Source organism: Blautia ammoniilytica (assembly GCF_025566965.1).
In the GTDB taxonomy this organism is placed as follows: domain Bacteria; phylum Bacillota; class Clostridia; order Lachnospirales; family Lachnospiraceae; genus Blautia_A; species Blautia_A ammoniilytica.
The window spans coordinates 60647-76922 of record NZ_JAOQJL010000003.1 but is presented as its reverse complement, the minus strand read 5'-3'; the positions used below and the strand labels follow the sequence as shown (position 1 = coordinate 76922).

At 45.0% G+C, this 16276-nt stretch carries 14 protein-coding genes; 13 read left to right on the top strand and 1 reads right to left on the bottom strand.

Annotated elements, in window-relative coordinates; translation table 11 throughout:
• The first annotated feature begins 66 nt into the window (after window positions 1-66).
• From acsV to spoIVA, 6 genes are all read left to right on the top strand, one after another.
• Window positions 67-2010 (top strand): corrinoid activation/regeneration protein AcsV, encoded by a 1944-nt coding sequence (gene acsV, locus OCV61_RS02195; RefSeq protein WP_158420438.1) that lies wholly within the window; start codon window positions 67-69, stop codon window positions 2008-2010.
• 19 nt (window positions 2011-2029) lie between these two features.
• Window positions 2030-2692 carry a DUF3786 domain-containing protein gene (locus tag OCV61_RS02190; RefSeq protein ID WP_158420533.1) on the top strand — a complete coding sequence of 221 codons (663 nt, stop codon included), beginning with the start codon at window positions 2030-2032 and terminating at the stop codon, window positions 2690-2692.
• 89 nt (window positions 2693-2781) lie between these two features.
• Window positions 2782-4467: a formate--tetrahydrofolate ligase gene (locus OCV61_RS02185; protein ID WP_158420437.1), complete on the top strand. Its 1686-nt coding sequence runs from the start codon at window positions 2782-2784 to the stop codon at window positions 4465-4467.
• 52 nt (window positions 4468-4519) lie between these two features.
• Window positions 4520-5149 carry a cyclodeaminase/cyclohydrolase family protein gene (locus tag OCV61_RS02180; RefSeq protein WP_158420436.1) on the top strand — a complete coding sequence of 210 codons (630 nt, stop codon included), beginning with the start codon at window positions 4520-4522 and terminating at the stop codon, window positions 5147-5149.
• Window positions 5150-5186: 37 nt separating this feature from the next.
• Window positions 5187-6038 (top strand): bifunctional 5,10-methylenetetrahydrofolate dehydrogenase/5,10-methenyltetrahydrofolate cyclohydrolase, encoded by an 852-nt coding sequence (locus OCV61_RS02175; protein ID WP_158420435.1) that lies wholly within the window; start codon window positions 5187-5189, stop codon window positions 6036-6038.
• Between the two features lie 225 nt (window positions 6039-6263).
• Window positions 6264-7730 (top strand): stage IV sporulation protein A, encoded by a 1467-nt coding sequence (gene spoIVA / locus OCV61_RS02170; RefSeq protein WP_158420434.1) that lies wholly within the window; start codon window positions 6264-6266, stop codon window positions 7728-7730.
• A 25-nt stretch (window positions 7731-7755) separates the two neighbouring features.
• On the opposite strand, the gene OCV61_RS02165 is transcribed toward spoIVA, so the two are convergent.
• Window positions 7756-7908: a hypothetical protein gene (locus OCV61_RS02165; protein WP_173727285.1), complete on the bottom strand. Its 153-nt coding sequence runs from the start codon at window positions 7906-7908 to the stop codon at window positions 7756-7758.
• A gap of 313 nt (window positions 7909-8221) precedes the next feature.
• On the opposite strand from OCV61_RS02165, the gene OCV61_RS02160 reads away from it, so the two are divergent.
• The 7 genes from OCV61_RS02160 (at window position 8222) to OCV61_RS02130 (ending at window position 16273) form a co-directional block, all read left to right on the top strand.
• On the top strand, window positions 8222-8812 hold the full coding sequence (locus OCV61_RS02160; protein ID WP_262582610.1) for a transglutaminase-like domain-containing protein: 591 nt from the start codon (window positions 8222-8224) through the stop codon (window positions 8810-8812).
• A 93-nt stretch (window positions 8813-8905) separates the two neighbouring features.
• Window positions 8906-10210 carry an MBOAT family O-acyltransferase gene (locus tag OCV61_RS02155; protein ID WP_317258451.1) on the top strand — a complete coding sequence of 435 codons (1305 nt, stop codon included), beginning with the start codon at window positions 8906-8908 and terminating at the stop codon, window positions 10208-10210.
• A gap of 13 nt (window positions 10211-10223) precedes the next feature.
• A complete protein-coding gene (locus OCV61_RS02150; RefSeq protein ID WP_158420431.1) occupies window positions 10224-11636 on the top strand; it encodes an alginate O-acetyltransferase AlgX-related protein in 1413 nt (470 codons plus the stop codon).
• A gap of 52 nt (window positions 11637-11688) precedes the next feature.
• Window positions 11689-12582 (top strand): SH3 domain-containing protein, encoded by an 894-nt coding sequence (locus tag OCV61_RS02145; RefSeq protein ID WP_158420430.1) that lies wholly within the window; start codon window positions 11689-11691, stop codon window positions 12580-12582.
• On the top strand, window positions 12569-13528 hold the full coding sequence (locus OCV61_RS02140) for a transglutaminase-like domain-containing protein (protein ID WP_158420429.1): 960 nt from the start codon (window positions 12569-12571) through the stop codon (window positions 13526-13528). Before OCV61_RS02145 ends, OCV61_RS02140 begins: the two co-directional genes overlap by 14 nt.
• A 362-nt stretch (window positions 13529-13890) precedes the next feature.
• Window positions 13891-14793 (top strand): S8 family peptidase, encoded by a 903-nt coding sequence (locus OCV61_RS02135; RefSeq protein ID WP_158420532.1) that lies wholly within the window; start codon window positions 13891-13893, stop codon window positions 14791-14793.
• Between the two features lie 88 nt (window positions 14794-14881).
• Window positions 14882-16273: a 2-isopropylmalate synthase gene (locus OCV61_RS02130; protein ID WP_158420428.1), complete on the top strand. Its 1392-nt coding sequence runs from the start codon at window positions 14882-14884 to the stop codon at window positions 16271-16273.
• Window positions 16274-16276: the final 3 nt, after the last annotated feature.

Genomic DNA, 16276 nt, shown 5'->3' with positions numbered 1-16276 from the left:
ATATACAGAAATAACATGGGCTGGGGCTTCGGCCTCAGCCCTTTTTTTCGAGAAAGGTGGTTGCTGATGTTTAAGATAACATTTGCATTTGAAGATGGCAGTGTGGTAGAGACGTATGCCAATGCGGGGGATAATTTACTTGAGATTGCAAGAGATTCCAATGTGGCCATCGATGCACCATGTTCCGGAAACGCCTCCTGCGGCAAATGCCGGGTACAGTTAAAAGAGGGAGAGCTTGACAGTAAAAAGACATTACATATCAGTGATGAAGAGTATGATCTTGGATGGAGGCTTGCCTGTGTTAGTAAGATTATTGGGGATGTAACTGTTCTGGTGCCTGATATTGCATCTGCATATAAAAGCAGGATGAAGGTTGCTGACCTAAGCTCAAAGGAAGAAATCGCTATTTTTGAAAGAGCGAAAGAAGATGTTGAACTTACAGGAATTGAATTGAGAAATAGTCTGGATGTGATCGAAGTGTCCATGGATGAGCCCAGTCTTGAGGATACCATGCCAGACAATGAAAGACTTACCAGGGCATTAAAAAAATATATGAATCTGAAACAGGTACGGATCCCTTATATGGTGCTGAAAAAGCTTCCGGATGTATTAAGAGAGAATCATTTCAAAGTGAAATGTGTAGTCCGTACAACACCAAGTGATCTGTTTGTATATGATATTTATGGCATGGATGAAAAAGTGACCATCGGCGGACTTGCCATTGATATAGGTACAACCACAGTATCCGGTGTACTGATCAATATGGAAACAGGAGAGATCCTTGCAAAGGCATCCTCAGGTAATGGACAGATCCGTTTTGGAGCGGATGTGATCAACCGTATTATTGAGCAGCAGAAGCCGGGTGGAAAGAAGAAGCTTCAGGATGCCATCATCAAGGAAACCATTAATCCAATGATTGCCCAGATGTGTAAAAGTTCCGGGCTTCGTGCAAGTCAGATCTATCGGATGTGCGTAGCATCCAATACAACTATGAATCATCTTTTTGCAGGAGTGAATGCAGATCCTGTCCGTATGGAGCCTTATATTCCTGCATTTTACAAAACCAATTCCCTGTTTGCTTCTGATCTGGGGATTGCAGTTAATAAAGACGCACATATTATTATTGCGCCAAATATCGGAAGCTATGTTGGAGGAGATATTACAGCCGGTACATTGGTAAGTATGATCTGGAACAGACCGGAATTTTCACTGTTTATTGATCTGGGTACCAATGGAGAGCTTGTATTTGGAAACTCTGACTTTATGATGAGCTGTGCTTGTTCAGCAGGACCTGCTTTTGAGGGCGGCGATATCAGCTGTGGTATGCGTGCCACTGACGGGGCTATTGAAGCCTGCACCATTGACAAGGAGACCATGGAGCCTTCTTACAGTGTGGTAGGAGAACCGGGCACAAAACCTGTAGGACTTTGCGGTTCTGGTATTATTGATGTGATCAGTGAACTGTTTATGTGCGGGATCATCAATCCTAAGGGCAAGTTTGTCCGTGAAGGTAGGAGGATCAGACATGACAAATATGGAATGGGCAGCTATGTGATCGCCTTTGAAGAAGAGGCCGGATCTGTTAAGGATGTGGAGATCACAGAGGTGGATATTGACAACTTTATCCGTGCCAAAGGTGCTATTTTCTCAGCTATCCGCACGATGCTCAGTTCCCTTGATTTTGATGTATCCATGATTGATGATGTATATGTTGCCGGTGGCATCGGAAGCGGGATCAATATGCGAAATGCAGTCAATATTGGTATGTTCCCGGATATTCCACTGGATAAATTCCATTACATCGGTAACTCTTCACTGACAGGTGCTTATTTGATGTTGCTTTCCACTACAGCTGAGAAAAAGACCTATGAACTGGCTTCCAACATGACATATATGGAGCTTTCTACAGTTCCCACTTATATGGATGAATTTGTAGGAGCCTGCTTTATCCCTCATACAGATACAGGAATGTTTCCGGACGTTATGAAGGATCAGCAGAACAGAAAGTAAGAGTTAGATGGAGGACAAAATGCCATTTACCATTGAAGATTTAAATTACGAAAAGGACAGCAAGGAGCGGATGCCCTGGGAGCACTATCTGGAACAGTATGGACAGGCAGATCCGCAGGTATTAGGGGAGAATCTGGAGATTCCTTATGATCAGGAGAACAGAAGCTTTACACTTACATTCCTTGGTACTGTCTATCATATTACTTATCCGGATTTTCAGGTAAGTCATGAGGAGGATGACAGAGGTTTTTATCCGCTGGAAGAGATGATCTATGCCAAGATCCTTACCATCCGTTTCCTTTTGAACGGTATGAAGTCCTGTGGATCCGGTAATTTCAAAACATACAGGGAAATGCCTTGGGGGGAAGTATATCTCCGCCAGTTTGACGGCAGATGTATCAAAAGGCTTGCTTTTACTTACGGGAACAGGATCGGTGATTTTAAAGCGATCATGGAGCATATCCATGCAAAGCCTGTGAAATACGGGGATATTGCCTATGAAGTGGCTATTTACCCAGGCTATCAGATCCGTATGATCCTGTGGGAAGGGGATGAAGAGTTTCCACCTTCCTCCCAGATCCTGTTTTCGGATAATTTCCCAGTATCTTTTGCAGCAGAGGATATGGCAGTGATGGGTGATGTGATCATTGGTTCTCTGAAAGCGTTTTTGAAAGTTGCTTGATTAAGACGGGAGATCCTGTTTTAATAAATTAGAAATCTATGCGGAGGCGTTCTGATGAAAAGCGGAGCGTATAAAAAGGAGGTAATTCAATGGGATTCAAAACTGACATTGAAATCGCACAGGAGTGCACCATGCAGCCGATCACTGAGATCGCAGAAAAAGCAGGGATTGATGACAAATACCTGGAGCAGTACGGAAAGTACAAAGCAAAAATCGATTACAATCTTTTAAAAGAATCTGACAAAGAAAATGGAAAGCTGATCCTTGTTACTGCTATTAACCCTACACCGGCTGGTGAAGGTAAGACAACAACTACTGTTGGTTTGGCTGATGCAATGCAGAAAATGGGCAAAAGTGTTATGGTAGCTCTCCGTGAGCCATCCCTTGGACCGGTATTCGGTGTTAAAGGCGGTGCAGCAGGCGGCGGATATGCACAGGTTGTTCCTATGGAGGATATCAACCTTCACTTTACAGGTGATTTCCATGCCATCGGTGCAGCGAATAACCTGCTGGCAGCAATGATCGACAACCATATTTTCCAGGGAAATGCACTGAACATTGACCCACGTAAGATCACCTGGAGAAGATGTGTAGATATGAATGACCGTCAGCTTCGTAATGTGATCGACGGTCTTGGCGGAAGAACAAACGGTATGCCTCGTGAAGACGGATACGACATCACTGTTGCATCTGAGATCATGGCTGTTCTTTGCCTTGCAAGCGACATCAAAGACCTGAAAAAACGTCTTTCCAGGATCATCATCGGATATACATATGGCAAACCATCAGAGCAGAAGCCGGTAACAGCTGGTGACCTTCATGCAGAGGGCGCTATGACCGCACTTCTTAAAGATGCCCTGAAGCCAAACCTTGTACAGACACTGGAGCATGTACCGGCCATCGTACATGGCGGACCATTTGCAAACATCGCTCACGGATGCAACTCTGTAACTGCTACAAAAATGGCCTTAAAGCTGGCTGATTACACCATCACAGAGGCTGGTTTTGGTGCTGACCTTGGTGCAGAGAAATTCCTGGATATCAAATGCCGTATGGCAGGCCTGAAGCCAAATGCAGTAGTGATCGTAGCTACTGTACGTGCACTGAAATACAACGGTGGCGTTCCGAAGGCTGACCTGAACAATGAGAATCTGGAAGCACTGGAGAAAGGTCTTCCAAACCTTCTGAAGCATGTAAGCAATATCCGTAACGTATACAAACTGCCATGCGTAGTAGCTATCAACGCATTCCCAACAGATACCAAGGCAGAACTTGATCTTGTAGAAACAAAATGTAAAGAGCTTGGCGTAAACGTAGCACTTTCCGAAGTATGGGCAAAAGGCGGCGAAGGCGGTCTGAAGCTGGCTGAGGAAGTAGTACGTCTGTGTGATGAGCCAAACGACTTCACATATTCCTATGAGCTGGAAGGCTCCATTGAAGACAAGCTGAACCAGATCGTTCAGAAGATCTATGGCGGTAAGAGAGTTGTTCTTACAGCAAATGCCCAGAAACAGGCAAAACAGTTAGAGGCTCTTGGCTTTGGCAACTGCCCGATCTGTGTAGCTAAGACACAGTACAGCCTGACAGATGACCAGACCAAGCTTGGCGCTCCTACAGACTTTGAGGTAACAGTACGTAACCTGAAGATTTCTGCAGGTGCCGGCTTCATCGTAGCACTTACCGGCGAGATCATGACCATGCCAGGACTTCCCAAGGTACCGGCTGCTGAGAAGATCGATGTAGACGAGACAGGAAAGATCACCGGATTATTCTAAGGTCAAAATGAAATAATTTGGGAATATTTTAAAGGCAAAGGAGAACAAAAAGATGGGTTTTTCAACCAGTACATGTACTGAATTCGTGGAAGTATTAGCTTCCAAGGCTCCGGTTCCAGGCGGCGGCGGAGCATCAGCCCTTGTGGGAGCTGTTGGTACAGCTCTTGGCAACATGGTAGGCAGTCTTACTGTAGGCAAGAAGAAATATGCAGATGTAGAAGAGGAAATGTGGGAGCTGAAAGGGAAATGTGATCAGCTTCAGAAGGATTTCCTTCGTCTGATCGAGCGTGATGCAGAGGTTTTTGAGCCATTATCAAAAGCATATGGCATGCCCAAAGAAACAGAAGAAGAAAAGGCTGAGAAAGCAAGAGTTATGGCTATCGTATTAAAGGATGCCTGCTCTGTACCTATGGAGATCATGGAAAAGTGCTGTGAGGCACTGGATCTGATCAAAGAATTTGCAGCAAAAGGTTCCAAGCTGGCGATCAGTGATGCTGGTGTTGCAGCTACCTTCTGCAAGGCAGCTTTAAAAGGGGCAAGCCTGAATGTGTATATCAATACAAAATCCATGGCTGACCGTGCATATGCAGAAGAGCTGAACGCAAAAGCCGATGCAATGCTTGAGAAATATACAAAGCTTGCAGATGAGACTTTTGACAGTGTGCTTGCCAGACTGAAATAATTTATAATTATTTATATAATACAAGGAGATAATCAAAATGGCTAAACAGTTATTAGGTAAAGAAGTAACTGCTGCATTAAATGAGCGTATTAAAGCAGATGTGGCAGCTCTTCAGGCAAAAGGTGTAAATCCTACTCTGTGCATTATCCGTGTAGGTGAGAATCCAAGTGATATTTCCTACGAGAGAGGCGCAACAAAAAGGTGTGAAACTCTTGGAGTTGCATGTGAGAAGATCCTTCTTCCGGAGGATGTGGCTCAGGAAGAATTGCTGAAAGTGATCGATGATGTAAACAAAAATGACAAGATCCATGGCGTTCTGTTATTCCGTCCTCTTCCAAAGCATCTGGATCAGGCAGTGATCGAGAACGCACTTGCACCGGAGAAAGATGTTGACTGTATGACAGATCTTTCCATGTCAGGCGTATTTACAGGCAAGAAGCTTGGCTTCCCGCCATGTACACCACAGGCATGCATGGAGATCCTGGATCATTATGGTATTGACTGCACAGGCAAGAAAGCAGTTGTGATCGGAAGAAGCCTTGTTGTTGGAAAACCGGCAGCTATGATGCTTGTAAAGAAAAATGCAACTGTTACCATTTGTCATACAAGAACCGTAGATATGCCGTCTGTGGCAAGAGAAGCAGATATCATTATCGTTGCAGCAGGCCGTGCAGGTGTTGTTGGCGCTGAGTATGTAAGAGAAGGTCAGACCATTATTGATGTAGGTATCAACGTAAATGCAGAAGGAAAGCTTTGCGGAGACGTTGACTACCCGGCTGTTGAGCCAATCGTAGATGCCATCACACCGGTTCCTGGCGGAGTTGGAAGCGTGACTACTTCTGTACTTGTAGGACATGTTGTAGAAGCAGCAATGAGAAAAACAAAATAAAAGAATAGATCGAAGCCTTTTTGCATAAATATGTAACAAGATACCAGGATTGTGGAAGCGGATAGTACAAAGCAATCCGCAGGTGTTATCTCAGTCGAGAAGACTCCCACCTCTTTCAGGTGGTGAGTAACAGCTGCTCGACTTGAACGCTGGGGGCATTTGCCCCCGGCATCATAACAGTACATGGGACTGTGTGTGAATGATTTGTGCAAGGGGGCTTTTTCTATGGAAAATTTTCAGGTGTACCGGGATATCCAGGCCAGGACCGGCGGAGATATATACATAGGGGTCGTAGGACCTGTCCGCACTGGAAAATCCACATTTATACGAAGGTTTATGGAACTGGTGGCACTTCCCGGAATGGAGGAAAAAAAGCAGGCAGAAGTACGGGATCAGCTGCCATTAAGCGGAATAGGCAAAATGATCACCACTGTGGAGCCAAAATTTATTCCAAAGGACGCAGTAGAAGTTACACTGGAAGGGGATCAGAAGGTAAGGGTACGGCTGATCGACTGTGTAGGATTTCTGGTAAAAGATGCGTCCGGCCATATTGAGGACGGTAAAGAGCGGATGGTAAAAACCCCATGGTTCCCAAAGCCGATTCCCTTCCATGAGGCAGCGGGAGAGGGTACCAGAAAGGTGATCCAGCAGCATTCTACCATTGGACTTGTGGTCACTGCGGACGGAAGCTTTGGGGAGATCCCAAGGGAAAACTTTCGGGAAGCAGAGGAAGCTGCCGTTAAAGAATTGAAAAATCAGGGGAAACCTTTCCTGGTGATCCTGAATTCCCAGATGCCATATAAAGAAGAAACTGTAAGGCTTGCAAAAGATCTTAAGGAGAAGTATCAGACAGCCGTTGTGCCTGCCAATTGTGAACAGCTGCGGAAAGAAGACATTACCAGAATACTGGAAAAGATACTGTATGAATTTCCAGTTAGTGAGGTGAGTTTTTTTATCCCCAAATGGGTTGAAATGCTGCCATTAGATCATCCGGTAAAAAGCCAGATCCTGGCACAGATCCGGGAGTTGATGAAAAAGATGACCCATATTCGTGATCTGTGTGGAGGCATTCATCTGGATGGGCCTTATGTAAGAGATACATTTCTGGAAGAATGCAGCCTTTCCAACGGAAAGGTATCTATACGGGTAGATGTGGATGATAAATATTACTATCAGATGTTAAGTGAGCTTTGCAAGGTTCCCCTGGAAAGCCAGTATGATTTGGTTAATACCATGAAAGAGCTTTCCGGCATGAGGGAAGAATATGTAAAAGTAAAAGAAGCACTGGAATCAGTACGCAGCTGCGGATACGGGGTGGTAGTGCCTCAGCTTTCAGAAATCCGTCTGGAAGAACCGGCTGTGATCCGTCAGGGAAACAAATACGGGGTAAAGATCAGGTCTAAAAGCCCATCCATCCATATGATCCGGGCAGAGATCGAAACCGAGATCGCCCCCATCGTAGGAACTGAGCAGCAGGCAAAGGATCTGATCACCTATATTGGCGATAATGCATCCGGTGAAGATGGGATCTGGGAAACAAATATATTCGGCAAATCCATTGAACAGCTGGTGCAGGATGGTATTCGCAGTAAGATTTCTTCTATCAGTCAGGAAAGTCAGTTAAAGCTGCAGGACACCATGCAGAAGATCGTCAACGACAGCAAAGGCGGAATTGTCTGCATTATTATATAAAGGCTTTTCTCTGTGTGGCACGCCCCTAGCGGGGGGCGTGTTTTTTTGCCCATGCAGACAGAAATTCCATTTGTTCTCTGTCTGACAGAAGCTGGGAATCCAGGTCATTGCCGGCTGCAAGGCAGCAGCACAGAACCAGGGACTGCAGCAGAAAGAATAGAAAAAGAAACACTAGCATGCATATACCTCCTGAAAAATTCAAGTCGAGCAGCCTGAAAGAATCTGACTGTAATAAGCAGGTGACAGTTACAAATATTACTATTCATAAGATTTATTTCTAAGGGTTTCCTTTTCAGCATTTTTTATACATATGATACAGAAACAGGTGATTAAATACAAGAGTAATATAGTACACAATAAATTTGCAACCAGTATAGACTTTGAGAAAACCCTGTGCTATAATTCATAAAAGATATGCCATGGTTTGCTATTTATTGCTTTATGCCAGGCATTCTGTAATCGATAACTAAATTTTCAGGAGGGAAATGAACATGAAAAAGTTCAGTAAGAAACTTGCAGTATTGGTTCTGGTACTGTGCATGGTGTTTGGAACACTGGTACCTGTATCTGCTGCGACCCGTACATCCAAGGCTGACAAGCAGCTTCAGACTGCAGTTACCAAGGTGATGAAGAACCGTAAGATCACATCTTCCACATCCAAGACAGTAGCACTTAACAGAGTGTTTACTTATGTATCAAAGCTTAAATATGGCAGAGCACCCCTTGGATTCAAGCCTGCCACTACTAAGAAATGGGAGATTAATTTTGCAAAGCAGATGCTGAAATCCAGAAGTGGAAGCTGTTATCATTATGCTGCAGCGCTTGCATTTTGTGCAAAGAAAGCAACCGGATATCCGGTACGTATTGGCTTTGGTACCAGCAACTTCATTAAGAAGACCAACTGGCAGCCTCATGCATGGGTTGAAGTGAAGATTGGGCGCACCTGGTATGTTTATGATGCCAATGCGGCAGCTGTAGCATCCAAGCAGAAGATCAATGGTACCAAATGGTCCAAGGTTAAGCTTTCTACAGTGAAGAATAAAAAATACAAACCGACAAATTACATTAACGTGGAGATCTAAAAGATGGTTTTCAGCTCTATGATTTTTTTGTGTATTTTTTTGCCGGTAACCTTTGGTCTGCATCTCCTTCTTCCGGGGATGCGGGCCAAAAACATGTTACTGGTTATTGCCAGTCTCCTTTTCTATGCATATGGAAAGCCGGTTTATGTACTGCTTCTTATAGGGTCATCCTTTTTTAATTATCTGTTTGCCTGGCTTGTAGAGCGGGATCCGGGTCACAAAAAGGTTTGGGTCGTGGCAGCTGTGCTTGCCAATCTTGCAGTTCTTATCATTTTCAAATACACAGGATTTTTAATCAGTTCATTTAATTCTATTACAGGTGCGGCAGTTCCAGTACCGCAGATACGTATGCCTATCGGTATTTCATTTTTTACTTTCCAGGCATTGTCCTATGTGATCGATGTATACCGTGGTACCACAAAGGCACAGAAGAATTTTGGCAAGGTACTTCTCTATGTATCCTTTTTCCCGCAGCTGATCGCAGGACCTATAGTAAAATACCATGACATAGAGGTTGAGGTAAATACAAGGACTCAGACACTGGAGGGAACCTTTACAGGGATCCGCAGGTTTGCAGCAGGTCTTTGTAAAAAGGTTCTGATCGCCAATACCATGGGACTTGTGGCAGATAACCTTTTCGGGGCTGCAGCGTCTCAGATCAATATCCTGGGAGCATGGGCAGGTGCCATTTCCTATATGCTGCAGATTTATTTTGATTTCAGCGGATACAGTGATATGGCTATCGGTCTTGGATGGATGTTTGGTTTTCATTTCAAAGAGAACTTCAATTATCCTTATATCAGCAGCAGCATTAAAGAGTTCTGGCGAAGATGGCATATTTCTCTTTCCGGATGGTTCAAGGAATATTTGTACATACCCCTTGGAGGCAACCGTAAGGGCCGCACCAGGACAGTGATCAACAAGATGATCGTATTTCTGGCTACCGGTATATGGCACGGGGCAGCCATCAACTTCCTTTTCTGGGGTGTTTATCACGGCTTGTTCCTTATGCTGGAAGAGTATGTACCAGCCATTGTGAAAAAGGGTGGTAAGGTAAAAGGCTTTTTCCAGCATATATATGCTCTGCTGGTAGTGTGCATCGGATTTGTATTTTTTAGGGCAGAAACTATGGGACAGGGCGTTTTCTGGCTTAAGCAGATGTTTACAGGATTTTCTTTTTCAACATCCGCTGTAAGCCTTGTACTTCAGCAGCTGACACCGGTTTATCTGGTAACACTGGTGTGCGCGGTTATTGCAGCTACCCCTGTAAATGCTTCCCTGAAGAAATGCAGGGGTTATGAGGTGCTTGTTTCCCTGCTTAGCTTTGCAGGACTTCTTCTTTGCATTTTAAGTCTTGCTGGCGGTACCTATAATCCATTTATTTATTTCCGTTTCTAGGAGGACATGACAAATGAAAAAAAGTAAAATATTATACAGTATTCTGTTTTTTGGAATCTGTCTTGTTCCTTCTGTGGGCATGTTTTTTACCCACCAGGAAAGCTCTTCAGAGAACCGTACCCTGGCAGAATTTCCTTCCTTCAAGACAGAGGATGGAAGCATTAATTTTGACTGGCTTTCCCAGGCAGGAGACTACTTCCAGGATCATTTTGCATTCCGTAATGAGCTGGTTACAGCCAATGCTGTGGTAAATGGCAAAGTTCTTGGCGTATCCACCGCGTCCGGTGTGATCCAGGGTACTGACGGATGGCTTTATTATAAGGATTCCCTTTCTGATTACCTGGGCACAGACCCGCTTTCTGAGAGAAGTCTTTTTAATATTGCACATACTCTTTCCATAATGCAGACCTATCTGGAAGGAAGAAATGTGGATTTTCTTTTTACAGTTGCACCAAATAAAAATTCGCTGTATGATGAACATATGCCTTACTATGATAAGGTAAAGGTTTCAGATGAGAAGAATCTGGACAGGCTGGTACCCTGGCTTTCCAGTGAAGGCGTCCATTACGCAGATCTGTACCATATGCTTTTGTCACAGGATGAAACTTTGTATCATAAGAGGGATTCCCATTGGAATAATAAAGGAGCTGCCATGGCTTCAGACCTGCTTCTGGATACTCTTGAAAAGGAGCATGATTCCTGGGATGAGGAGCCATATCAGGTACGTACAGACTTTGAAGGGGATCTGGATACTATGCTGTATCCCTCCATGCCTCAGCTTGAGGATGAGGTTTATTATGACCGTCAGACCACCTATGCGTATGTAGGAGAGGTGGGCAGCAATTTTGATCCTAAGATCACTACTGTCAATCCTGTGAAATCCGGAAGTCTGGTGATGTACAGGGATTCTTTTGGAAATGCACTGCTGCCGTTTATGGCAGATGCTTATGCCAATGCATATTTTTCAAGAGGTATCCCATACCAGCTTAGTGATATTGATACCACAGGGGCAGATACAGTTGTTGTGGAGCGGGCAGAAAGATTCCTGCCTGAGATGGCTGTGTCAGCACCGGTGATGGCCGGACCGGCGGTTGTACCGGAAAGCCTGCTGAACCAGGATGCTGAGGACGGAGCCACTGATCTGGCATCCAAGACCGTTGGAAATATGGTGCAGATCACAGGAAGGATCAAGCCGGAATATCTGGATACAGATACACAGATTTATCTGCGGATCAATCAGGCAGGGGTATATGAAGCTTTTCCTGTGGATGTGAAGCTGGAGGACGGCACACTGGCTGATGGAGGCTTTTGTCTGTATCTTTATTCTGCATCACTGGCTCCGGGCGAAAACAACCTGGAGGTTGTGACCAAGGATGACCAGGGATATCATATTATTTACAGTCACACATTTGAGCCTGCAGCATAGGGCTTTAAAGGATTAAGCCTGCAAAAATAAGGCTTTAAAGGAGGAACAAATCATGAAGATGAAAAGCGTGAAAGCATTTTTAAGTATTGTGACAGCTGCTTCCCTTGCAGTTTCTGCACCGGCAGCCGTATTTGCTGAGGACGCAGCAGCACAGGAAGCGGAGGCACAGGACAGTGATGGAGAAGCAACCGCAGAGGATTTTACGATTGCCTTTGACGGAGGAGAGTTATCAGTAACCAATCAGACAACACAGACCATCAAAGAAGCAAAGCTGGTAGAAGCTGCAGCAGATGACAGCGAAGAAGCAGATAACAGCGAAGAAACTGCAGATGCTTCCAAAGAAGCAAAGATGGATCTTGTGCTTACAGAGGAAGATGGTACAGAGCATACTTTCCAGGATGTAACTGTAGACAAATGGAAAGATGCAGTCCTTGTGAATTCCTATGAATTTCTGTACATCAATTATAAGGATGAAAGCGGCAAGGATCAGGAAGCAGCAGAGACTGCAGACGAGCGTACCTTTGATGAGCCTATCACCATGTACGTATCTGCCAATGTGCATGTACGTAAAAAGGCTGACAAGGAGTCTGAATCCTTAAAGGTTGCAGCACTTGGCGATGAATTTAAAGTGATTGCAGCAGTTCCGGGATGGTTCAAGGTAGAGAATGGGGATGATACAGGCTATGTATTCCACAGCTATCTGACAGAGGACAAGGCAGCGGTAGATGCACTGGTAAAAGCAAAACAGGAAGCAGATGCAGCAGCAGCTCAGGCAGCCGCAGCGGCAGCAGCTCAGGCAGCACAACAGCAGGCAGCCGCAGCGGCAGCACAGCCGGCTCAGAAAACAGAAGTAAGCAGACAGGCATATGATGATTGTGATGGAAGCGGGCACGGATATTATGAGATCACCTGGTCTGACGGAAGTGTGACATATGAGAACTATTGATTTTCACAGAAGCTTGAAGAGATGTTTTATGGTACTTTGCGGGGCAGTTCTTCTGCCCCTTGGTGCCGGCCAGGTTTATGCTTCAGAAGAAGCTCCCCAGGAAACCGTTTCCCAGGAAACACCTGTAGTAAATAAGGGCCTTTTAAAAGAAGGCAGGTACTACTGCTATTACAAAAAAGGGAAAAAGATCCGGAACCGGTGGGTGAATATTGGCTCTAACCGTTACTTCTTTAATGCGAAGGGTCATGCAGTGACAAACAGCATGAAAAGAGGCCGGTATGTGTATGTATTTAATCTGGAAGGTAAGCTGATGCGCCCTAAGAAGCCATCTGTTGTAAAGGTAGGGCAGAACCTGTACTATGTGGACCGCAAGGGCCATGCCACTGTGGGCTGGTTTGTGCTGAACAACCGTCTTTACAGAGGTGATCCTAAGGGCAGACTGTGTAAGAACCGTGTATATGATGGAATTACCTTTGGGAAGAAAGGCTATGCAGTAAACAATACCAATTCCCAGCTGAAGATGCAGACCATGAAGATCTTGTCCAGGATCACAAATGACAGCATGACCAGTTATCAGAAACTAAATGCCTGCTGGAATTATGTGGTAAATAATGTTTATTATTATGGATGGTATCCGGGCACTGCAGCAGGATGGCAGAGAAGGTGTGCATTGAATACACTGGCCACCAGCAGAGGAAACTGCTATGGTTATGCCTGTGCTTTTGCAGCTCTTGCAAAAGAAGCCGGATTTAGCCCTAAGGTGGTAGCCGGCCGTGTTTCCGGTACAAGAGACGGTGCCGGAGATGGTATGACCCGCCATTGCTGGGTGATCATTAATGGAGCTTATTATGATCCGGAAGCCCATGCAGCAGGCTGGTATCGTGGAGTATACGGCAGCGGCAGCTATAATATTAATCATCAGATCAGCCAGATCGTGGATTTCTGATAGATCAGGTAAGACTTTCAAAAGCATCTGAGAAAATTTTTATAAAGATTTTAAAAAGCATCCAGGGAGTTTTCTTCCTGGGTGTTTTTTGTAAGTATATCAGCTGGGAGATGACTCCCACCTCTATAGGTGGTGAGAAACAAGCTGGTATCAGTGGTGGGAGTCAATCCTCCAGCTGATATAGCCTCCGGCAGGATTGCAGAGGTGCGCAGGAGAAGTATGTCATGCAATTGCATGATGCGCACCTCGCAGCAAGAATGCCGAGGCATTCTTGAATTTACAAAAACTCAGGAAATGCAGTGCAGGTGGCAACAGGGGAACTTTTTGAATATAATAATAAGAAGACCTTTCCGGAGAGGCTTATGACAGGCAGGACATATACTGGAAAAGGGATCGGAGTGGCAGTGCTGGATACCGGGCTTTTCCCCCATGCAGACTTTGACAGCCGTATCCGTTTTTTTTATGATTTCCTTTTTTACCACAGACAGCCATATGATGATAATGGACATGGAACCCATGTTACCGGGATCCTGGCAGGAGATGGCAGAATGTCCTCTGGCAGGTATACAGGTGCAGCACCTGGCTGCAGCATTATTGCTTTAAAGGTATTAGACAGATATGGGAACGGAAGCAAAGAGGATTTGCTACAGGCTTTTCGGTGGATCCGAAGCAATAGGGAGGAGTACCGGATCCGGGTGGTGAATATTTCTGTGGGAACCACCTGCAATACTTCTAATGAACAGGATGCGCTTCTTGATGCAGTGGATCAGCTGTGGGATGAAGGACTGGTAGTGGTAGCAGCGGCTGGAAACCAGGGTCCAAGGTCAGGCAGCATTACAGCGCCTGGCAGTAACAAAAAGGTGATCACTGTAGGTTCCAGTGACCTGTTGGAAGGAAAAAAAGCAGTTTCCGGACGAGGACCTACAAAAGAATGTGTATGCAAGCCGGATGTGGTTGCGCCGGGAAATCATATCGTATCCTGTATACCTTACACAAAATGGAAACCATTAGAAGGAGGCACCACCGGGATCTACGGATATGGAGTCAAAAGCGGAACCTCTATGTCCACCCCGGTTGTTTCAGGAGCCATTGCCTGCGCTCTGGAAAAGAATCCCACCCTAACAAATGTGGCTATTAAAAGGATGCTGAAAGAAAGTGCAGACGATATGCAGCTGCCAAGGAATATCCAGGGATGGGGTCGCTTCAACCGTGAACGGTTTTTGAATTTGACAAAAAATTATCACTGTAACGTACAAAAGCGTTGACTTAGATCCTCTTTTTGAGTACAATGAAAACGATGTGAATACAATTCATAGAGTATGAATACTATTCGTGTTCATAGAGGAGGAAATTATGGAAAATAGACGAGTGACAATGAATCGGCATACGAATCTGCTTCAGTTAGAGGAACATATGTATCCGCTGGTGGATGTAAAAACACCAAACGTATTCCGAAATCTTTTCCCTTATTCTGAAATACCGAAGATCGCATTTAATGACAGGGTGGTTCCCCATCATATGCCGGATGATATCTGGATCACAGATACCACATTCAGAGATGGACAGCAGTCCAGGGCTCCTTACACTACGGATCAGATCGTAAGGATTTATGATTACCTTCATAAACTGGGCGGCCCGGAGGGAAGGATCCGTGCTTCCGAATTTTTCCTCTACAGCAAAAAGGACAGGGATGCAGTTGAAAAATGTATGGAACGTGGCTATGAGTTCCCGGAAGTGACCAGCTGGATCCGTGCAAATAAGAAGGATTTCCAGCTTGTGCGTGATATGGGTATGCGGGAGACTGGTATCCTTGTAAGCTGTTCTGATTATCATATATTTTATAAGATGAAGATGACCCGTAAGCAGGCCATGGAGCATTATCTCAGTATTGTGAAGGAATGTTTGGAGATCGGTGTTTCTGTTCGTTGCCACCTGGAGGATATTACAAGAGCAGATATTTACGGTTATGTGATCCCATTCTGTCTGGAGCTTATGAAGCTGCGCCAGCATTATGGTATCCCGGTAAAGGTAAGATGCTGCGATACTATGGGCTACGGAGTCAACTACCCAGGTGCTGTGATCCCCCGTTCTGTACCTGGTATTATTTATGGTATTATGATTCATGCAGGTGTGCCTTCCGAGCTGATCGAGTGGCATGGACATAATGATTTTTATAAGGCTGTAAGCAATTCCACTACCGCATGGCTGTATGGTGCCTGTGGAGTGAATACCTCATTGTTCGGTATTGGAGAGCGGACTGGAAATACTCCGCTGGAGGCTATGGTATTCGAGTACGCACAGCTTAGAGGCAATCTGGGCGGTATGGATACCACAGTGATCACAGAACTGGCTGAATATTATGAGAAAGAGATCGGGTATCATATTCCGGAAAGAACACCATTTGTAGGCAAGAATTTTAATGTGACAAGAGCAGGTATCCACGCAGATGGTCTTCTGAAGAATGAAGAGATCTATAATGTGTTTGATACAGAGAAATTCCTGAACAGATCTGCTGAGGTAGCAGTATCCAATACTTCAGGAGCAGCTGGGATTGCCCACTGGATCGATACCCATTACCGTTTGAAAGGCGATAAGAAGGTTGACAAGAACAGCGAACTTGTTACAATGATCAAGGCATGGGTAGACAGCCAGTATGAAGACGGCCGTGTTACAGTACTGTCTGATAAGGAGTTGGAGGCTGTGATCGCAGAAACCTGTGAGAGACTTGGTATTACATTGAAATAAGAA